Genomic DNA, 18,352 nt, shown 5'->3' with positions numbered 1-18,352 from the left:
GTCAGAGAGAAAAAGGTTATCACCCCCTCGGTAGAGCTTGCCGCTGAACTTTCCGGAGAAGCCGGTGTATTTGTTTCCCTCAAGAAACTGGGTGAACTTCGGGGGTGCATAGGTACTTTCGAAGCTCATTTTGATAATATTGCAGATGAGATTGTCTCAAACGCGGTAAGTTCTGCCGCTAGAGACCCCCGTTTTGAACCCGTGGCTGAGTGGGAATTGCCGCTCCTCAGTTACAGTGTTGATGTGCTCACCCCGCCCCAGCCGGTGGAAGATACAAATAGTCTGGATGCCAAAAAGTACGGGGTAATAGTGGAAAGCGGACATCTGCGGGGGCTGTTATTGCCTGATTTGGAGGGAGTTGACACCCCGTCAGAGCAGATATCCATCTGCCGCCAGAAGGCAGGCATAACGGCTGATGCACCGGTAAAACTTTATCGCTTTGAAGTGAAAAGATACCACTGACGGCTTTACAACACAGGTGTGTATACGGATGGGTCAGGCAGGTAAATCGGCCTATCTTTATGGTACAATTTCTTTTAGTTTTTTCTTGAATTTAGCAGTAAACACTGGAGGCAGATTGAAATGGCATACGGAAACGGTGCCGGGGCATATGCGGCCATTGCTCAGGCCACCAAAGCCTCAGGGGTTATAGTCCGCCTTGAACCACAGGAGTTTTTGGCCTTGCTTAACCGGGTAAAAGACCCGCTTATAGTTACCGCCAAATCTGGGTGGCCGGCTTCCGGCCACCAGTATCTGACCAGTTTCAAGGGGCTGGCTTTTTACACCAGGTCAGCCGCTCCGCTGGTACTGCCCGGTATGGCAGATATAATCACCGCCCAGAGTATCTGGATACCCTGATAATAGGAGACTTATGTCAAAGGTAGATAACCGGCTTCTTTATGCCAGTGAAATATATTCAGAAGAATTGCGTTTCAAGGTTATGGAGATTATGGCTATTATAGAGGCGGCCGTAGGTTTGGCGGTAGTATCCCTGCTGGGGTATTTTGCCATTAATCCGCCCACTCCTGAAGATAGAGTGCCTTACTGGCTGGTAATGCTTATGGCTATTACTATGTTTTGTGTCACGCTGCTGGTTTACAATATGCGCAAAATGTTTATCAGCCTTTCCGACGAAGGCATATTTATACGTTTCGGTTATTTCAAGCGTTTTTTCCCCTGGCTGGATGTGGAATCTGCTGAAATAAACGGACGCAATCGTGATTTTTACGGCGGCTATGGTGTGCGTATGACCAGAGATAAAAAGGGGCGGATACTGGTTTGCATCATTCCCCAAACACCCACTGTTTCCATAAATCTGGTAAACAGCAAGTACCGCAAACTGGTTATATCCACTAAATATCCGCACGAGGTGCTTTTGATAGCCAGTAAACATGCCGGAAAGAATTATGGATCTTTTTGATGCCGGGGCTGAAAAACTAAAGAAAAGCCAGTCTCCGCTGGCTGCCAGAATGCGTCCGGAAACTTTAGCGGAATTTGTCGGGCAAAGCCACCTGATAGGTGAAGGGCGTGCCCTCAGACTTTCGCTGGAGAGTGACAAAATACCTTCGCTTATTTTTTGGGGACCGCCGGGTTCAGGCAAAACTACTCTGGCTAATATAATTGCCCACAGTCTGGATGCCCATTTTTCAGCTCTCAGCGCTGTTTCTGCTGGAGTGGCTGATTTGAGGCGGGTAGTAGAGGAAGCGCGTGAACGCCTGAAACTTTACCACAGGCGGACTATCCTCTTTATAGATGAAATCCACCGCTTCAACAAGTCTCAGCAGGATGCCATTTTACCGTACGTGGAAGATGGCACAGTGGTGCTAATAGGTGCTACAACCGAAAACCCTTCGTTTGAGGTAAATTCCGCTCTTCTCTCCCGTGCCCAAGTGTATGTTCTAAATTCCCTTTCCGAAAAAGAGATATCGGTTATCTTGAAGCGGTCTTTGGAAGGCGAAAATGGTTTGGGCAACTACCATGCCAGATTGCTTGAGAAAGCTGAAAAGCATATAAGCAGTTTTGCACAGGGTGATGCCCGTATAGCTTTAAATATACTGGAACTGGCGGTTATGACGACTTTGCCGGACAAAGACGGTTGGCGGGTAGTTGGTTTGCCTCAGGTTGAGGATGCCGCCCAGAAAAAAAGTCTGCGTTATGATAAAAGCGGTGAACAGCACTACGACCTGATTTCAGCCCTGCATAAAACCATGAGGGGTTCTGACCCGGATGCGGCTATATATTGGCTGGGCAGGATGCTGGAAGCGGGAGAAGACCCCCTGTATATTGCCCGCAGGGTAATCCGTTTTGCTACCGAAGATGTGGGTCTGGCTGACCCGCAGGGGCTGGTGATAGCCATGGCCGCCCAGCAGGCAGTTCATTTTCTGGGTATGCCTGAAGGCAAACTGGCACTGGCTGAAGCGGTTATTTATCTGGCAGGTGCTCCAAAGAGCAACTCGGTATATGTAGCCTATACTAACGTTCAGAAGGAAATAGCCCGTAACCCTCAGGCTGACGTGCCCCTTCACCTTCGTAATGCTCCTACAGGTCTGATGAAAGATTTGGGTTACGGCAAAGATTATAAATATGCCCATGATTACCAGAACCACTTTGTGAAACAGCAGAACCTGCCGGAAGTTATCAAAGACCACCGTTTTTATACTCCGGGTAAAATAGGTTATGAACTGAATATATTAAACAGGCTGCGTGCCTGGTGGGGGAATGCCAAAGCTGAAGCAAGTACAGGAGAAAACCAAGATGACAGCTGAAAACGAATTCGCACCTCAAATTGCCCGCCTGCCGGGAGTAGATTTATCCTACAGGGAAGCAGGTACCGGCCCGGTGCTGGTCTTTATGCATGCCGGCATTACAGACAGCCGTTCCTGGTATAACCAGCTGACCGAATTTGCCAAAGACTATCACGTAATTGCACCGGATATGCGCGGTTACGGGCAGAGTGTTATTACCGATGATATTTTCAACTATTACCGTGACGTGCTGGAGTTGCTGCATCTTTTGCGTATAGACAAAGTTGTGCTGGTGGGCAACTCGGTGGGGGGTACTTATGCGCTGGATTTGGCTCTTCTCCACCCGGATATGGTTACCGGACTGGTATTGGTAGACGCTTGCATGCGCGGGTATCGCAATACAGACGAAAAATTTCTGGACCTTGACCGCCAGTTGGATGAGCTGATTTCACTTGGTCAAAAATCTAAAGCTATAGAACTTTACCTCCAGATTTGGCTGGCGGGTACCGGCAGGACAAGTGCGGATATAGACAAAACACTATATCGTTTGTGTAAAAAAATGCTGGAAGAAAACTATTTGGCGGTAGTTGGCGGCAAGCGGGAGCAGAGGCTTAAACGCCCTCAATCCGAAGATTATCTGAGCCTAAAAATACCTGCACTGGTGCTGGTGGGGGAACATGATGTTCCTGATATGCATACCATTGGAGAACGTTTTAGCAAGTCAATTCCGCGGGCGTCTTTTCAGGAAATAAAACAGGCCGGGCATCTGCCGGCTCTGGAAAAACCGGCTGTGTTTAACAACTTGCTTAGGGAGTTTTTGCAGCAAAACGGTCTCTAAGTTTCTGCCCGGATTTGCAGAATATATCAACATTAATATAAGTGGCGGGTTATATCCCGCCACTTGCTTTTTATAAGGTGTTTTGGCTGAGATTTATGTCTGGCTAAGGTCTACAATCGCGGCCACAGGTGCATTTTTCTTAACGGATTCAATACCGTTGATTGCATTGGCATGGGTGGTGTACCCTTCACCCGAATCAGCAATTGTTTGCCCGTTGCTGGCTACCAATCTCCAGCGGAACTCGCCCTTTTTGTCTTTGAAAAGTTCAAATTTGGACGCCATATATGCCTCCTCAGAGCTGTTTATTTAACCCATTATAGGCAAATATCCATTTGCATATACAATAAGTGTAAATACTTATTTTTGGGTCAATTGCAGCTAAGTAACCTCTAATCGGAACGGCATATATATTTTCGGGTTGAACCATAGTTTGGCTGGTGACTAAACAGTTTCGGGTATAAGTATTTTACGGGCTAATCCTTCTGAGTGATTTCATTCAATTTGGCCTGTACCCGTTGGGCATGTTCAAGTGTGGCCGTAACCAGCGAATTGGTTACATATTCTAGTTTTGGTAAGCCTTAACGGCTGAAGGGGTAAAGGTGTCTAATTTAAGCGTGGATTGTAGTTCGGTAGCTTGCTTGGATATATTTTCAATCCAGGCATGGTGGTTGTCTTCTTCAGAGGCAATACCAAGAAAGAAGGTTTTTCTTCCGGAAAGCGGTTGGCATACAGCCGGTAAAGCTGGCCTATCATTGTTTCATTCTTAGCCATAAGTTGTATTATATCAGTCATAGCAGTATTCCTTTGGGCGATATTTTATTTATGTCTTGAGAGATTGCATTATATGGCATATAATATAACGTTTAAAAGGCGGTAACTGACTGCCAGGCGGTGACCCTTTTATTAGATTATAGATGTTTTTTCTGCGGTATCATAGAGTTGCCATCCGGCGGCTGTTATTTAATACAAAGATTTCTAGGAGGATAAATGGAACTCACATTGGGAGAAGCTACTCGCTACGTTTTAAATGAAAACTATTCAAAGGTAGCAACCGGTATGTACATTGATGCTTTTCATCTGAAAAACGGAGAAAAATTTAATCCGGAAACTGCGCCTGACAAATCTAAATGGCTGGCTCAGATCGAAGCCAAACTGAAGGAAATGCATGCCGCGAAAAAAGCGACCGGCACCTTCAGCCAGCCCCGCCATGAAATTGCTCAGGAAACTTATGTGGAAACCAAGCTCTGGCTTGAAAAATTGCTGGGTGTCAAAGGTTACGAAGAAAAGAACAAGGGTTTTCACCTTGGGCTTGATTTCAAAGATTCAGTCAAATAACACCGCTAAAGGGTATTTAGCAAAGGGTGGCAGTATTACTGCCACCCTTTTTGCAGGCAGAGGAATCAGCTTCGGGTTTTTCTCATGGCAAGGTAGGTAGCTTCCAAGCGGGATAAATCCAGTTCGCCGCTGCGTGACATCAGGAAGATATGGTCTTCCTTCATACCCAGTTTCACCATGTCCAAAGCTATTTCATCAGTATCACAGGTGACCACTTTTGAAAGCGGCAGCACATGCTTTATGGCCCAGCCATGGGCGGTATGGGAATCATGCAGTATATCATTCCCTACGGCTGTCAGGGTTATGGGATTTAAGCGGCCTATGCGGCAGACCAGCCCGGCCAGTATCCCGTAGTCGGACATATTTATCGCATGAATGATATCCGGCTTAAGAAGCATAAGTGAAATCTGGGCTTGGAAAAAAGTAAGGTAAGTAAATGGGTATTTGACCGGAAATACCAGATGGTGAAACTTGATTCCTTTCGCCAGTTCAATCCCGTCTTTTATTTGGTCATAGCTGAATATATGCACCTCATGACCGCGTCTGGCAAAGGAATTTGCCCATTTTAAGTTTGATTCATCAGACGCATTAGCCAGCAGGCAGAGTTTCAGTTTTGTCTTGTTATCCAAGTTCTTTACTCCAGTCTTTTTCTAAACGCCATATTTTCTCACTTTAGCTCCAAATAATAAAGGCTATGGCCGCTGAGTGTTGATGTAAAGTACCTTCAAACAAGGTGTTTTCTGAATGAAAATTACTTACATAATAAAAAATATATTAACTGTCAGGGAGGTATTTACTTTTTGGCGATAAGGTATTTAAACTGATAGTAATGGAGTAAATAGCAGGGAAGGAGGGATTTATGCTGGATTTGGTTGATACCGCATTTGGAAATATAAACCTTTCCATCTTGTGCAAAGCAGTTACCCAAACTGGTCTTATAGGCACCCTCCGGGGCGGGCCTTTTACCATACTGGCACCGGATAACGACGCTTTTGCCAAAATGCCTGACGGCATGCTGGATTACCTGATGGAAAATGAATCTGAATTGAAATCTATACTGCTTTACCACCTAATACCTGGCCGCCATACAGTTGAAGAGCTGACTAAACTGTACTCCACCAATACCGCTCTGGATAAACCGGTGGAGATTCAGGTTTCTGGCAAAATGCTGGCATTAAATACCTCTCATGTTGTCACCAAAAATCTGGAAGCCACAAATGGTTTGATACATGTTATTGACAAAGTGTTACTTCCGCCCAAATAATATAGTTGTTCGGACCTTACCGGGTGCATACGTAACCCGGTTTGAGGTAGAACGGACGGCAGTTAATCCGGAGGGGGTGACTGCCGTCCTTGTTTGTCTGGCATGCTCGCTTTAAATGGTATAATCCGGTTTGTATGTCAGTTGTTTCGGAGAGAAATAAATGCCTGAAAACCAAAATATTTGGACCAGTATTCTCAAATATCTGCGGAGCAGGTTTTTAGCCGGTATTCTTATTGTAGTGCCGGTAGGCGCTTCAATACTGGTGCTCATTTGGCTGTTTCAGTCCATTGATAATATTCTCCAGCCCGTAGTATCCGGTATATTCGGCCAAGAGATTGTGGGGCTGGGGGTGGCTTTCACTATTCTACTGGTACTCATAGTTGGCATTATTCTCAGTAATTATCTGGGGCATCGGGTGGTAAAGACTTTCGAAAATTTAGCCTATCGCCTGCCCATCTTCGGGCAAATTCAAAAAGGGGTTAAACAGGTACTTGAGAGTGTGTCCGGCCTGAAAAAAGCATCTTTTCGCGAGGTAGTTATACTGGAGTTTCCCAAGCCGGGTCTAAAAGCTATGGGTTTTATAACCAATAGGGTTGTAAACAAAGAAGACGGGCAGGAATACAATCTGGTATTTATACCTAATGTTCCCAATCCCACCAGCGGTTATCTGGAACTGGTTCCTGACGAAAAGCTGATGCGTACGGATATACCGGTAGAAGTGGCTATAAAAATGCTTATCTCAAGCGGCATTGTTGCCCCCGAGAGTTTTGTGGCTAAAAAAGCCCCTGAAGAAACCGCCTTTTTATAGACAGTAAGCTTCCCTGTGTGACAACTTCACAGATATATTAGCTATAAAATGGCTTATTTGAGCCTTTTGAGGGGCTAAATTTGACATTATTTATTGAATTAGGTTATTCTGTTGACACTTCTTATTTCTCTGCTTCCCTAGTTCTCCAATAGGAGAAGGTTCCCGAATTTACCCCGGCATAGTTATCCTTTAACTGTCTGAGTAAATCTTAAGGAGGTCGGAAAGCATGAGCAACTTTTCTTTTATTCTATTCTGCGGGTACTGATAATTTTTTAGTACGCGCAGGGTACCTCTGACTGCTGTAATCACAGCACTTGACTGATTGGTATTGTATTTCTGGTTTGCCGAAGATTTCCGACAAATAGAAGGGGAGTAGTTTTCTCTCGTTTTATGGTTTAAACGGATATAAACGGCAAGGGGTATGTTAAATCCAATCAGGCTTAGAAACCGCTAAAAGCAGGTCTTTTCCATTAGGCACATGTAAGACCAGTAATTATCAGGAGGTAATGAATGTACAAGAAAATCCTGGTTCCGTTAGACGGTTCAAAGGCTGCTGAAGGAGTATTACCTCATGCCAAGGCTTTAGCCTTTTCAGAGGGTAGCCAGATCCTGCTTTTAAATGTGGTGTCTAACCCTGCGGTTGAATTTGCATTTTCAGACCCTGCCATTGCCGCTATTTCGGTAAACGAACAAGTAGACTCCGGCAAAGAATATATGGTTCGTGTCGAAAACAAACTCAAAGGCGAAGGGTATGATGTCAGGGTTCTGCTAAGGGAAGGCGGAGCGGCTGAAGTCATACTAAGTGTTGCAGAGGAAGAGAAGGTGGACGTAATTGCTATGTCCACACATGGACGGAGTGGTGCTGCCCGCTGGTTACTGGGAAGCGTAGCCGAACGGGTTGTCCGTCATTCCCATATTCCCATTATGCTTATCCGCTCAAACGAATAATTCAAATATATTAAGCGGTGAAGCACAGAGTTAACAAATAAATTATAAGAGCTATTAGGAGGGACATATGATGCAAACATCTAGCCCCCCCACTCCCAAAGGCATATGGAAGGTAATATTTGCCTCCTCTGCCGGGACGGTTATAGAATGGTACGACTTTTACATCTTCGGTGCTTTGGCTACTACTCTAGCCAGCAAGTTCTATAATACCGGCACTCCCATTGGCGATATTATCGCTTGGCTGGGCACGTTTGCCGTCGGTTTTCTGGTTCGCCCGTTCGGCGCTATAGTTTTCGGCCGGATAGGTGATCTGGTTGGCCGCAAATTTACTTATCTTATTACTATTACCATCATGGGCTCATGCACCTTCCTCATCGGTTTGTTACCTACCCAGGACGTGCTGGGCGCCTGGGCCGGCATTATCCTTATAACAATGCGTATTCTTCAGGGTCTGGCTTTGGGTGGCCAGTACGGCGGCGCGGCTACATTTGTGGCTGAGCATGCTCCTCAGGGGAAACGCGGTTTCTATACCAGCTGGATTCAGACTACAGCAACCTTTGGTTTGCTTATTTCTCTGGGTGTCATCTTAATCACCCGTATAAGTCTGGGAGAAGCAGACTTCAACGAATGGGGCTGGCGTCTGCCTTTCATGGCTTCCATATTGCTGGTAATCCTGTCACTCTGGATACGCAGAGCCTTAAAGGAATCACCTCTGTTCCAGCAACTCAAGGATACCAAGGCTGTTTCAAAAAACCCGCTCAAGGAAAGTTTTGCCAATCCTTATAACCTGCGCTGGGTTTTAATAGCCCTGTTCGGGGCTACCATGGGTCAGGGTGTGGTCTGGTACACAGGTCAGTTCTATGCCCTGTTCTATCTCCAAAAAATCTTTAACACCCCGCTAATTGATTCTAATCTTATAGTCGGTGCAGCTTTGCTACTGTCAATGCCTTTCTTTGTCTTCTTCGGGTCTCTTTCAGACCGAATAGGACGAAAAAAGGTAATGCTTTCCGGTATGCTGCTGGCAGTGCTGACTTACTATCCGATTTATGGTCTGATGGCGGCATTTGCGCCTACTGACCCCGGACAGCACTTCCTGTTTGCTTATATAGGCTACAACCCTGTTATACTGGGTCTCTTGGTATTTATCCAGGTGATTTATGTAACCATGGTCTACGGGCCTATTGCCGCCTTCCTGGTGGAGTTATTCCCCACCAAGATACGTTACACATCCATGTCTCTCCCTTACCATATAGGTAACGGTGTCTTCGGTGGTTTAGTGCCTATGATAGGCTTGATACTTATCAATGCCACAGGCAATGACTTCGCCGGACTGTGGTGGCCTATGGCTATTGCAGGCATCTGTTTGGTAGTGGGTTTCCTGCTTATTAAGGAGACCAACAAGGTGGATATATCTGACGCTTCCACTTCAATCTCGGTTAAACACGAGGCTGATAAACGGGCACTGGATAGATAACACCTTCCAAGAAGTAGTTAGTACTCTCTAAGATTTGACAGTATAAGCCGGGTAAATGACAGCCGCCTCTCGAAAGAGGGGCGGCTGGTTTTAGGAGATAAAAGAAAACCAGCCGGATTATATGGAACGGCCAAATATACTGTGTAGATTTAATCCCGCTATAAAAAAGGAGGCAATTTTTAAATTGCCTCCTTGATAACATCCGGCAGAATTCTGTTTAATTGTTGTCAGTGCGTTTGCGTGCCCGAAGCCGCAGGTCGGTATTGAGTATCTTCTTGCGCAGGCGGATACCCTTGGGAGTTATCTCAACCAGTTCGTCATCAGCGATGAAATCCATAGATTGCTCAAGGCTAAGTTTGAGGGGTGGCACCAGTTTGATGGCAATATCCGAGGTTGAGGAACGGATATTGGTCATTTTCTTCTGCTTGCAGACATTCACAGCCAAGTCAAGGCCTCTGGCATGCAGTCCGACAATCATGCCTTCATAAACGGGTATATTGGCATCTATCATTATTATACCCCGTTCCTGCGAATTGCTCAGGCCGTAAGTGCAGGATAATCCTGCTTCAGCCGCTACAAGTGCGCCGGTTCGGCTTTGTTCTATTTCGCCGCACCAGGGTTGAAACTCCAGAAACTGGCTGTTAAGTACGCCTGTGCCTCTGGTAGCCGTCAGGAACGAGTTGCGGAAGCCGATAAGACCGCGGGTGGGGATATTGTATTCCAGCCTTACGTTTCCTTCGCCGTCATTATGCATGTCAGTCATGCGTGCCTGCCGCTTACCCAGAAGTTCGGTAACCTCACCTACAAAATCCTCGCGGACATCTATAGTCAAAGCTTCCACCGGTTCATGGATTTTGCCGTCAATAGTCTTGGTAATGGCCTCCGGTTTGGATATTTCAAATTCATATCCTTCACGGCGCATGGTTTCTACCAGTATGGACAGATGCAGTTCACCCCGTCCGGAAATCAAAAACGAGTCCGGGGAATCGGTTTCTTCCACTCTCAGTCCGATATTAGTCTCAAGCTCACGGTAAAGTCTTTCCCGAAGCTGGCGTGAAGTACAGAATTTGCCGTCCCGCCCGCCGAAAGGGGAGGTATTTACCCCGAAAGTCATTCTGACTGTGGGTTCACCTATCTCAATACGGGGCAGGGCTTCAGGCTGGAGCGGGCTGGTAACGGTATCACCTATAGATGCATTTTCCAGACCGGTAATGGCCACAATTTCACCCGCCTCGGCACATTCAACTTCCTGCTTGCCAAGTCCCATAAAGGTAAATACCTGACCTACTTCAAAAGAATGAGCCTTATTTTGGGAGTCTATATTAACTATCCGGTCACGGGAGCATATTTTGCCCCGTTGAATGCGTCCGATAGCTATCCTGCCTTTATGGGTATCATAATCCAGGTTGGAAATCAGCATCTGGAATTCACCCTGGGCAATGCTGGGCGGGGGGATTTTGGAAAGTATGCACTCAAACAGGGGTACCAAATCAGTATTCTTGGTGCCGGGGGTGTTAACGGCATAACCCTCGCGGGCAGAGGTATAAACCACCGGGAAATCCAGCTGTTCTTCAGTAGTGGCCAGTTCCAGAAACAAGTCCTGTACCAGTCCAAGCACTACTTCGGGGCGTGAATTTTCGCGGTCAATCTTGTTTATAACTACGATAGGCTTCAGTTTTTTCTGCATGGCTTCCTTAAGTACAAAACGGGTTTGGGGCATGGGGCCGTCAATGCTGTCAATCACCAAAAGACAGCCGTCAGCCATATTCAGCACCCGCTCAACTTCACCCGAAAAGTCAGCATGTCCGGGAGTATCTATAATATTTATTTTTACTCCGCGGTAGGTGATAGCCGTGTTTTTAGCCAGAATAGTAATGCCTTTTTCCCGTTCCAGAGTGTTGCGGTCCATAATCAGTTCGCCCACATGCTGGTTCTCACGGAAAATGCGGCTTTGTTTAAGCATCACGTCTACCAGGCTGGTTTTGCCGTGGTCTACGTGGGCAATAATAGCAATATTACGAATGTCGGTTCTCTGGTAGTTTTCCAAAATCTTTCTCCTGAAAATAGCCTGGATACAAGGGCACACTTCGCCCTGCAAATCACAAAAAAATGAAAAAGCGGGAACTAAACGGAAGAGACCAGTCGGTAACGCTGGCGCAAGCCGTAGGGAATATGGGTAAAAATGTTGTTCAAGTTTGTCTTTACTACTTTTTTATTCACTATCTAAAAAAATATTTTACTCTTTTTAGGAAAATATGGCAAAAAAGGCGAATTGGCATTTGTAAATAGTAATGCACAATTGTATAATTACTTCTGGTGGTTTAGAACACAGGTTGTCTCATCGGTTAACCCTTCACTTTGGATGACCGCAAATCTAGCCAACTATTTTCAGAGAGGAGGTCATCCAAATTGGCTTACCAGGATAAAGAAATCCAGTGTGCTGATTGTGGCGCTTCATTTACCTTCACTGGTTCAGAGCAGGAGCTTTATGCTTCCCGCGGCTATACCAATGATCCCAAGCGCTGCGTTAGCTGCCGTCAGGCTCGCAAGGCTGAAAGAGGCGGTTCGACCGGCGGTTTCGGCGGGGGTATGAGCAGAGGTCCCGCTCGCCAGATGTTCCAGGCTGTCTGTGCACAGTGCGGTCAGGACACCGAGGTCCCCTTCGAACCCCGACAGGGTCGTCCCGTGTATTGCAGCAATTGCTACAATCGCGTAAAGGGCGGCAGATAGTCCCTAGTTTAAGAAACTAAATAAAGCCCTGCTTGCAAAGGCAGGGCTTTTTATTTGTCTTCAAAATCTTCTTCGGTCAGCAACGGGTAAAGTTTTTAGCCCAGTTCGTAGTAGTATTGAGCCAGCATGGGGTCTTGCTGTTCCAGAACCTTCAGGGCATTTGCATCATTCTTCAGGTAGTAGTCCATAAATGCCAGACTGTAAAGCATGATAACTTCAAGCCGCGCATCATGGTTTATGTGAGGCGACGGGTCAGAGATGCTGTAAGGTGATTGGCTGAAGGTAAAGTGGTGGGATTGACTGACTACCAGAAAAAATTCAGGCGGTTTAAGCCCCTCGGCCGTTACCCAGAGATTATCCTCGGCACTGGTTATCATCAGGTCATAAACCCCCCGCATAACCATTACGGGTATATTTATGTTGCCCAGATTATTTTCGAAGGGATAGGCCGGTGTAGCTAGAAGGATTATAGCTTTTATTCGCGGGTCAGCTATAGCCGGGTCAGGATGGGCACCGCTAAGCGCCAGCGTAGTCAGTCCTCCCAGTGAATGTCCCGCCATGCCAATCTTATTTACATCTATCAGCCCGTAAAAAGGTGAAGCAGGGTTTTCGTTTAGATTCAGTACGTAATCCAGACTAAGCCGTGACTGATTTATGCGGAAACTTTCCAGATAGTTCAGGTAATTGTCACGGAAAAAGTAATCTACTGCTGAAAACAGGTTATCAGTACGGTTATCCCAGTCTGTCCGGGGGGTAGTGGAAAGATAATCCGAAAAACTTATTGAAGGCATATCGTTAAAATGGATTGAAGCCACTACATAGCCCTGTCCCACCAGGCTTTCTTTAAGGTAAAGCGGGTCAATATAATTGGCATTCAGTCCGTGATTAAAAATAACCAGCGGATACGGCCCGCCGCTCAAATCTGCCAGTGTGCCGGTGAACCCGTCAAAAGAAAAGCTGCCCTCGCCGCTGGTAGGGTACCAAATTGAAAGTCCAAGAACCTCAGGGTCTTTACCCGCTTGGTAGCAGGTTATTTGCCCTTGTGTATTGCCTATTTGATATTTGGCTACCAGATTTGAATCTACATAAGGCACTATGGCTGCGCTGATTATCATCGGCAACCCGAGCAAAGCAATACTTGCCAGTACCATTCCCCATCGGAAGATGGTTTTAGTAGTTTGGCTTATCGTAATATTGCGAATCACTGTATTTAAACCCTATCCCCGCAGTGCATTTAACTTGTATCTAAGATGGGTATTATTTTACAATACCTTGCTATGCTACAATAATAACACAAAGGCGTTTAAAAACGTAAAGCCAGCTTTAATCTGATAACGGATATATGCCTGTAGATATTTAAACAGACCCTTCAAAGCTGACAACGGAATATATATTTTGAGTTTTTATGCGTTTGTCAGGTGTATATAGGCCTGATTGATGCAGTAACTAGGTTATTATATAGTATATATAATTTGTTCAAGATTTTGTCCCTATTTGTCCTTTGTATAGTGAATTGCTATAATATAAAAGGTATCTTATAAGAGTTTAAATATATTGTTATATAGGATTAGGAGAATATCATGGCTGATTTAATGACTGTTCGCGAAGTAGCCGAATATCTCAGAGTTACCCAGAAAACAATTTATCGTCTTCTCCAGCGTAATGCCATCCCTGCACTGAAGGTCAGCCATAGCTGGCGTTTTGACAAGTCATCTATTGACGAGTGGTTACGCAAAAGTGCTGTGGGCGTGAGAGCAAGTGTATTGGTGATTGATGATGAAATCACCGTGCGCAGCCTTTTCAAAGAAACCCTGGAAGAGCAGGGCCATGTAGTCAGTATGGCTAAAAACGGAGAGGAAGCCTTGGAACAGCTTCAAAGCAAAGATTTTGACCTGGTGTTTCTTGACCTCAAAATGCCCGGCTTGAACGGGGCAGAACTTTATCAGAAAATTCGGGCAATCAAACCGAAGCTTCCTGTTACCATCATAACCGGTTATCCGGACAGCGATACTATGGCAAAAGTGCTGGCTCAAGGGCCTTTCGGCGTTATGAACAAACCCTTTGGTGAGATGGATATCATAAACGCTACCAAGAATTTCCTGCGCATTTCCCCTGAAGCCTAGTTATTTAACTTTATCTCTCTGAAAAAAGACCAACCTCAGGTTGGTCTTTTTATTTTCAATCCTGTACTTTATTAGGCATTTTTAAACATGTATAATAATGGATGTAATAATTTGAATAGCGGGGAAGAATATATCCGAAAAAAATCAGGTGGAAGCAGTGAATTCGGGTGTTGATATGATAAATAATATCAGTCCGGAATCCCGGATGACACGGAATGGGTACTTGGCAATATTGGGGAATGCCGGTATTTCTATTGCTCGTATAAATCCCAGAGGATATGTCCTGCGGGTTAACAATAAAAATGAAGAATTGCCAAGATGCTCAGGGCACGAATACCTGAATGAGCCTGAGTGCTTTGGTATACAGGCGTTATCCGGTACCTGCAAGTATAGGCTGGTAAATATAAAAGGACAGACATCTGTAACAGGCATGCCCGTTATAGATAATGCAGTGATATCTCCTGCCGGTATTACCTTCCCTGAAAACGAAGTCAGCATTGTTCGGGGCGATTACCGCGAATACCAAATAATCCTCCATAAAATTACGGTTGGCGGCATATTTATCTGCCCTGAAAAAAGGGTGACAACCGAGTGCAATGAAGAGTTATTTAATCCGATAGGACCGATTGGTCTAAGAGTCAATAACAAACAGAATAGGGAAGTTTTCCCTGAAGATTGGCAGGCAGAAATTTGCCGCCGGTATTTTGATACTGCAAAGGCAGATTCTTATGATTTGGCGGAGGGGGAATTTGTCACTTGCGAAGGTGGTCTCCTGACACTGAAAATTGCTCAACATAGAATATTCTTGCAGGGTACAGTTTATATTCAAAGCACCCTGCGGGGTGTATCTGGATATAACAGATTTGGAAATAACTGATGGAAAAAGAAGAACTTTTTCATTTATTTTTAGATAATATGCTGGATGCAGTGGCGGTCTATGAAGTCTCTCCGGAGGGAAAGCCGGTAAAATTCATGGAAGCCAATGAGCAGATGTGCCGTTATATCGGCTATACCCATGAAGAATTTCTGGACTTAGTGACTGTTGATGTTAATTTTGAAGGTTTCAATATTAACCAGACCTTATGGTTGGAGCTGCGGGAAAGCCGTTATCTATTGAGTGAGTGTTTACACAAAACCAAAGATAATATATCTGTCCCTATAGAAATACATTATCATCTATTTCAACTGGAGGGCAGAAATATAGTATTTACAACCATTCGGGATATTTCTGAACGCAAAAAAGCAGAAGAGAATCAGCGGAGATTGGAAAAAGACCTTAATCTTTCCAGCCGCTTGGCTTCGGTAGGTGCGCTGACAGCCGGTGTTGCCCACGAAATAAACAGCCCTCTGACCAGTATACTGGGCTTTTCGGAAAGGCTGGCCCGAAAATGCACCAGTGAAGAACAACACCGGGATATTGAACGTATACATACAGAAGCTTTGCGGGCAGCCAAGGTAGTAAATAACCTGCGAACATTTGCCCGCAGTTACGAACAGGAAAAGAAACTGTGCGGGCTTAATGACGTTATCCGCAAATCTATAGAGCTGCGTGAGTACGAGCTGGTTATTCAAAATATTGTGGTGGAACTGGAGCTGGCAGAAAATCTGCCGGCTACCCTGATGGATTTCTACAAGATACAGCAGGTGCTGATAAATATGATTCTTAATGCCGAACAAGCCATGTATCAGGCTCACGGGCGGGGCAGGTTGCTTATTAAAACTGAAGATATGGGCAATTTTATCCGCATGATAATAGAAGATAATGGTCCGGGTATTTCACCTGAGATTGCCGAAAGGGTATTTGACCCCTTTTTTACCACTAAGGAAGATAGCCGGGGTACGGGATTGGGACTGAGCGTGTGTTACGGTATCATTATGGAACATGACGGCAAAGTTCAGTTGGAAAGTAAGCTGGGGCAGGGAACCAGATTTATAATAGATTTGCCTGTGAAAAACAGCAAAATACCCCAAAGGAAACCTTCCAAGGTGGTGGTGGTTAAGGTGAATGCTAAGACCCGTGCAAAGCCGCCGAAATCTTTGCCTCAAAATCCGCCTGACTAAGTGTAAAAAACGCCAGTACTTTATTCCGCCCGGTATGCCCGTGGCATATTTCTATTTCGGCTTTAGGGGTATCAAGCAGGTCACTTAAGTAGTCTATCAGCTCCTTGTTAGCCTTGCCTTTCTCCGGCTGAGCGGCTATCTTTAGTTTGAGCAGACCATTCTCATAGCCTGCCAGTTCATTTTTCCGGGCAGAAGGGATTATTTTCAGATTTACTTTAAACGGGCTTTCCTTTGGTGGCATATTAAACTTTCTAAAGGTAATATAATACTATGATTATTAACCTAGATTATAAACTAACTGATCTGGCAAGGGAAATAGGACTGCTGCTTATCAAGCATAAACTCAGTTTGGGAGTGGTGGAATCTGCTACCGGAGGGCTTGTTTCAAACGCAATTACCAATATACCCGGTTGTTCAGCCTATTTTCCGGGTTCGGTTACCAGCTACTCCAATGGTATTAAGCAAAGTTTGCTGGGGGTGTCTGCCCGGACGCTTTCAGAACAGGGTGCGGTCAGCCCGGAAACCGCCTGTCAGATGGCTCTGGGGGGGAGGCAGTTACTGGGAACAGATATCTGCTTGTCTGATACGGGGATTGCCGGGCCTGGGGGTGAAACCCCTTGCAAGCCGGTGGGGCTTTTTTATCTGGGTCTGTCCACACTGAAGGGTGTCAGGGCATTTGAACACCATTTTACAGGCAGCCGTGAAGAGATAAAATATCAGGCAGCTGTGGCTGCTCTGGATATGCTGAGGGGATATTTGAAAGACATGTCCGGTGGATAACCAATCCTGTACCCAGCCGGTAGTGACTGCTTTTTTGATAAAAGGCGGCAAGGTGCTTTTATTTAAACGCAGCCAGAGAGTGGGCAGTTACCGCGGTTGCTGGGCGGCTATATCCGGCCACATGGATACAGCACCGCTGGAACAGGTCTATACCGAAATCACCGAAGAAACAGGCTATGAACCCGAAGATTTGGTACTTCTTAAAGAAGGACAGGTATTTGAATACCATGATACCGTACTGGGTATCTGCTGGCAGATACACCCGTTCCTGTTTCATTTAAAGGTAAACAGACAACCCCAAATGGATTGGGAGCATGTAAGTTTTTGCTGGGTTTTTCCAGCTGAAATAGCTTCACTTTCCACCGTTCCCCTGCTTAAAGAGGCCTTTGAAAGCCTGAGCTGATAAAAGGGTGCGTTGTTCCGTTTTACTGCAGGGTGTTATACTGGCGGATATAAACTAGTTTAGAAATGGAGTCAGTGTTCATGCAAAGAGGTGATGGCCGCAACTTTAACCAGCTAAGGCCAATAACAATTACACCCGGTTTCCAGAGCTTTGCCGAGGGTTCGGTTTTGATAGAGCAGGGTAAGACAAGGGTAATCTGTTCGGTCAGTATGGAAGACAGAGTTCCCCAGTTTTTGCGTAATAGCGGTACAGGCTGGGTCACGGCTGAATATTCCATGTTGCCCCGTTCCACGGTTACCCGTACCCAAAGAGATTCGTCTGCAGGCAAGATATCCGGCAGGAGTCAGGAAATACAGCGCCTTATAGGCCGCTCCCTGCGTTCCTGTGTAGATATGGCGGCTCTGGGCGAGAGGTCTTTTATTGTAGACTGTGACGTTATTCAGGCAGATGCCGGCACCCGCACCGCTTCCATAACCGGTTCTTATATAGCCCTGTATCTGGCGTTTAAAAAAATGGTAGATATGGGTATTCTTTCCAAAATGCCCTTTACTTCTCAGGTAGCGGCGGTCAGTGTCAGTATTTTTAGAGGCAATATTGTGCTTGACCCCTGTTATGACGAAGATTTTCAAGCTGAAGTGGATTTTAATCTGGTCATGAATGACCGGGGTGAGTTTGTGGAAATACAGGGTACGGCTGAAGGCAAGGCCTTCTCCCGTGATACTCTTGATCAGGTACTCAAACTGGGCGAAGCCGGTATCAGACAGCTTTTTGATATTCAGAAGGGTATTACCCAGCCTCAGCTTTAGCCGATTAAATAGCAGATATTAAAAAGGGGGGCTTTACG

At 45.6% G+C, this 18,352-nt stretch carries 23 protein-coding genes; 17 read left to right on the top strand and 6 right to left on the bottom strand.

Going from position 1 to position 18,352, the window contains the following annotated elements; genetic code table 11:
• The 5 genes from amrA to WC259_RS04945 all read left to right on the top strand — a co-directional run.
• Positions 1 to 462 (top strand): AmmeMemoRadiSam system protein A (gene amrA, locus WC259_RS04965; RefSeq protein ID WP_372643420.1); only part of this gene is annotated, 462 nt, incomplete at its 5' end.
• A gap of 120 nt (positions 463 to 582) precedes the next feature.
• Positions 583 to 858 (top strand): hypothetical protein, encoded by a 276-nt coding sequence (locus WC259_RS04960; protein ID WP_012984456.1) that lies wholly within the window; start codon positions 583 to 585, stop codon positions 856 to 858.
• Positions 859 to 871: 13 nt separating this feature from the next.
• A complete protein-coding gene (locus WC259_RS04955) occupies positions 872 to 1,420 on the top strand; it encodes a hypothetical protein (protein ID WP_011309667.1) in 549 nt (182 codons plus the stop codon).
• On the top strand, positions 1,392 to 2,765 hold the full coding sequence (locus WC259_RS04950) for a replication-associated recombination protein A (protein WP_041228820.1): 1,374 nt from the start codon (positions 1,392 to 1,394) through the stop codon (positions 2,763 to 2,765). Before WC259_RS04955 ends, WC259_RS04950 begins: the two co-directional genes overlap by 29 nt.
• Complete coding sequence (locus WC259_RS04945; RefSeq protein ID WP_011309665.1) at positions 2,755 to 3,582, top strand: alpha/beta fold hydrolase; 828 nt, start codon at positions 2,755 to 2,757, stop codon at positions 3,580 to 3,582. Before WC259_RS04950 ends, WC259_RS04945 begins: the two co-directional genes overlap by 11 nt.
• Positions 3,583 to 3,675: 93 nt before the next feature.
• Here WC259_RS04945 and WC259_RS04940 read toward each other — a convergent pair whose 3' ends face one another.
• Positions 3,676 to 3,864 (bottom strand): HVO_2922 family protein, encoded by a 189-nt coding sequence (locus WC259_RS04940; RefSeq protein WP_011309664.1) that lies wholly within the window; start codon positions 3,862 to 3,864, stop codon positions 3,676 to 3,678.
• Between the two features lie 321 nt (positions 3,865 to 4,185).
• Positions 4,186 to 4,374 carry a hypothetical protein gene (locus WC259_RS04935; protein ID WP_011309663.1) on the bottom strand — a complete coding sequence of 63 codons (189 nt, stop codon included), beginning with the start codon at positions 4,372 to 4,374 and terminating at the stop codon, positions 4,186 to 4,188.
• A 195-nt stretch (positions 4,375 to 4,569) separates the two neighbouring features.
• Here WC259_RS04935 and WC259_RS04930 point away from each other — a divergent pair, with 195 nt between their 5' ends.
• Complete coding sequence (locus WC259_RS04930) at positions 4,570 to 4,917, top strand: hypothetical protein (protein WP_011309662.1); 348 nt, start codon at positions 4,570 to 4,572, stop codon at positions 4,915 to 4,917.
• A gap of 65 nt (positions 4,918 to 4,982) precedes the next feature.
• Here the strand turns inward: WC259_RS04930 and WC259_RS04925 are convergent, their stop codons facing one another.
• Entirely contained in the window at positions 4,983 to 5,546 is a 564-nt protein-coding gene (locus tag WC259_RS04925; protein WP_011309661.1) for a glycosyltransferase, read from the bottom strand.
• Positions 5,547 to 5,776: 230 nt separating this feature from the next.
• On the opposite strand from WC259_RS04925, the gene WC259_RS04920 reads away from it, so the two are divergent.
• The 4 genes from WC259_RS04920 (at position 5,777) to WC259_RS04905 (ending at position 9,411) form a co-directional block, all read left to right on the top strand.
• Complete coding sequence (locus WC259_RS04920) at positions 5,777 to 6,181, top strand: fasciclin domain-containing protein (protein ID WP_011309660.1); 405 nt, start codon at positions 5,777 to 5,779, stop codon at positions 6,179 to 6,181.
• A gap of 160 nt (positions 6,182 to 6,341) precedes the next feature.
• Positions 6,342 to 6,989, top strand: coding sequence for a DUF502 domain-containing protein (locus WC259_RS04915; RefSeq protein WP_011309659.1), 648 nt, complete (start codon positions 6,342 to 6,344; stop codon positions 6,987 to 6,989).
• 510 nt (positions 6,990 to 7,499) lie between these two features.
• Positions 7,500 to 7,937: a universal stress protein gene (locus tag WC259_RS04910; RefSeq protein WP_012034082.1), complete on the top strand. Its 438-nt coding sequence runs from the start codon at positions 7,500 to 7,502 to the stop codon at positions 7,935 to 7,937.
• A 67-nt stretch (positions 7,938 to 8,004) separates the two neighbouring features.
• Positions 8,005 to 9,411, top strand: coding sequence for an MFS transporter (locus tag WC259_RS04905; protein WP_011309657.1), 1,407 nt, complete (start codon positions 8,005 to 8,007; stop codon positions 9,409 to 9,411).
• A 217-nt stretch (positions 9,412 to 9,628) separates the two neighbouring features.
• Here the strand turns inward: WC259_RS04905 and typA are convergent, their stop codons facing one another.
• Positions 9,629 to 11,458, bottom strand: coding sequence for a translational GTPase TypA (gene typA, locus WC259_RS04900; protein ID WP_012984452.1), 1,830 nt, complete (start codon positions 11,456 to 11,458; stop codon positions 9,629 to 9,631).
• A 362-nt stretch (positions 11,459 to 11,820) separates the two neighbouring features.
• On the opposite strand from typA, the gene WC259_RS04895 reads away from it, so the two are divergent.
• A complete protein-coding gene (locus WC259_RS04895) occupies positions 11,821 to 12,141 on the top strand; it encodes a zinc-ribbon domain containing protein (protein WP_011309655.1) in 321 nt (106 codons plus the stop codon).
• Between the two features lie 95 nt (positions 12,142 to 12,236).
• Here the strand turns inward: WC259_RS04895 and WC259_RS04890 are convergent, their stop codons facing one another.
• Positions 12,237 to 13,292 carry a dienelactone hydrolase gene (locus WC259_RS04890; RefSeq protein WP_012984451.1) on the bottom strand — a complete coding sequence of 352 codons (1,056 nt, stop codon included), beginning with the start codon at positions 13,290 to 13,292 and terminating at the stop codon, positions 12,237 to 12,239.
• A 429-nt stretch (positions 13,293 to 13,721) separates the two neighbouring features.
• Here WC259_RS04890 and WC259_RS04885 point away from each other — a divergent pair, with 429 nt between their 5' ends.
• The 3 genes from WC259_RS04885 (at position 13,722) to WC259_RS04875 (ending at position 16,325) form a co-directional block, all read left to right on the top strand.
• Positions 13,722 to 14,264: a response regulator gene (locus WC259_RS04885; RefSeq protein ID WP_011309653.1), complete on the top strand. Its 543-nt coding sequence runs from the start codon at positions 13,722 to 13,724 to the stop codon at positions 14,262 to 14,264.
• A gap of 157 nt (positions 14,265 to 14,421) precedes the next feature.
• On the top strand, positions 14,422 to 15,141 hold the full coding sequence (locus WC259_RS04880) for a hypothetical protein (protein ID WP_015407179.1): 720 nt from the start codon (positions 14,422 to 14,424) through the stop codon (positions 15,139 to 15,141).
• Entirely contained in the window at positions 15,141 to 16,325 is a 1,185-nt protein-coding gene (locus WC259_RS04875; RefSeq protein WP_012984449.1) for an ATP-binding protein, read from the top strand. The genes WC259_RS04880 and WC259_RS04875 overlap by 1 nt, the downstream gene beginning before the upstream one ends.
• On the opposite strand, the gene WC259_RS04870 is transcribed toward WC259_RS04875, so the two are convergent.
• Positions 16,273 to 16,566 (bottom strand): DUF167 domain-containing protein, encoded by a 294-nt coding sequence (locus WC259_RS04870; RefSeq protein ID WP_011309650.1) that lies wholly within the window; start codon positions 16,564 to 16,566, stop codon positions 16,273 to 16,275. The genes WC259_RS04875 and WC259_RS04870 overlap by 53 nt on opposite strands.
• Positions 16,567 to 16,595: 29 nt before the next feature.
• Between WC259_RS04870 and WC259_RS04865 the strand changes: the two genes are divergently transcribed.
• The 3 genes from WC259_RS04865 (at position 16,596) to rph (ending at position 18,314) form a co-directional block, all read left to right on the top strand.
• The gene (locus WC259_RS04865; RefSeq protein WP_012984448.1) at positions 16,596 to 17,105 is read left to right on the top strand and encodes a CinA family protein; all 510 of its coding nucleotides are present in this window, start codon (positions 16,596 to 16,598) and stop codon (positions 17,103 to 17,105) included.
• The gene (locus WC259_RS04860) at positions 17,098 to 17,508 is read left to right on the top strand and encodes an NUDIX pyrophosphatase (RefSeq protein WP_011309648.1); all 411 of its coding nucleotides are present in this window, start codon (positions 17,098 to 17,100) and stop codon (positions 17,506 to 17,508) included. The genes WC259_RS04865 and WC259_RS04860 overlap by 8 nt, the downstream gene beginning before the upstream one ends.
• Before the next feature lie 80 nt (positions 17,509 to 17,588).
• The gene (rph, locus tag WC259_RS04855) at positions 17,589 to 18,314 is read left to right on the top strand and encodes a ribonuclease PH (protein ID WP_015407178.1); all 726 of its coding nucleotides are present in this window, start codon (positions 17,589 to 17,591) and stop codon (positions 18,312 to 18,314) included.
• Positions 18,315 to 18,352: the final 38 nt, after the last annotated feature.

Source organism: Dehalococcoides sp., from assembly GCF_041654235.1.
Lineage (GTDB): Bacteria > Chloroflexota > Dehalococcoidia > Dehalococcoidales > Dehalococcoidaceae > Dehalococcoides > Dehalococcoides mccartyi_B.
The sequence above is the reverse complement of the archived record's forward strand: the minus strand, read 5'-3'. Positions and strand labels throughout refer to the sequence as shown.

Bases quoted from the DNA above. Each gene is read 5' to 3' on its own strand.
- WC259_RS04960 (WP_012984456.1), top strand. From the start codon at position 583: ATGGCATACGGAAACGGTGCCGGGGCATATGCGGCCATTGCTCAGGCC.
- WC259_RS04955 (WP_011309667.1), top strand. From the start codon at position 872: ATGTCAAAGGTAGATAACCGGCTTCTTTATGCCAGTGAAATATATTCA.
- WC259_RS04950 (WP_041228820.1), top strand. From the start codon at position 1,392: ATGCCGGAAAGAATTATGGATCTTTTTGATGCCGGGGCTGAAAAACTA.
- WC259_RS04945 (WP_011309665.1), top strand. From the start codon at position 2,755: ATGACAGCTGAAAACGAATTCGCACCTCAAATTGCCCGCCTGCCGGGA.
- WC259_RS04940 (WP_011309664.1), bottom strand. From the start codon at position 3,864: ATGGCGTCCAAATTTGAACTTTTCAAAGACAAAAAGGGCGAGTTCCGC.
- WC259_RS04935 (WP_011309663.1), bottom strand. From the start codon at position 4,374: ATGACTGATATAATACAACTTATGGCTAAGAATGAAACAATGATAGGC.
- WC259_RS04930 (WP_011309662.1), top strand. From the start codon at position 4,570: ATGGAACTCACATTGGGAGAAGCTACTCGCTACGTTTTAAATGAAAAC.
- WC259_RS04920 (WP_011309660.1), top strand. From the start codon at position 5,777: ATGCTGGATTTGGTTGATACCGCATTTGGAAATATAAACCTTTCCATC.
- WC259_RS04915 (WP_011309659.1), top strand. From the start codon at position 6,342: ATGCCTGAAAACCAAAATATTTGGACCAGTATTCTCAAATATCTGCGG.
- WC259_RS04910 (WP_012034082.1), top strand. From the start codon at position 7,500: ATGTACAAGAAAATCCTGGTTCCGTTAGACGGTTCAAAGGCTGCTGAA.
- WC259_RS04905 (WP_011309657.1), top strand. From the start codon at position 8,005: ATGATGCAAACATCTAGCCCCCCCACTCCCAAAGGCATATGGAAGGTA.
- WC259_RS04890 (WP_012984451.1), bottom strand. From the start codon at position 13,292: ATGGTACTGGCAAGTATTGCTTTGCTCGGGTTGCCGATGATAATCAGC.
- WC259_RS04885 (WP_011309653.1), top strand. From the start codon at position 13,722: ATGGCTGATTTAATGACTGTTCGCGAAGTAGCCGAATATCTCAGAGTT.
- WC259_RS04875 (WP_012984449.1), top strand. From the start codon at position 15,141: ATGGAAAAAGAAGAACTTTTTCATTTATTTTTAGATAATATGCTGGAT.
- WC259_RS04870 (WP_011309650.1), bottom strand. From the start codon at position 16,566: ATGCCACCAAAGGAAAGCCCGTTTAAAGTAAATCTGAAAATAATCCCT.
- WC259_RS04865 (WP_012984448.1), top strand. From the start codon at position 16,596: ATGATTATTAACCTAGATTATAAACTAACTGATCTGGCAAGGGAAATA.
- rph (WP_015407178.1), top strand. From the start codon at position 17,589: ATGCAAAGAGGTGATGGCCGCAACTTTAACCAGCTAAGGCCAATAACA.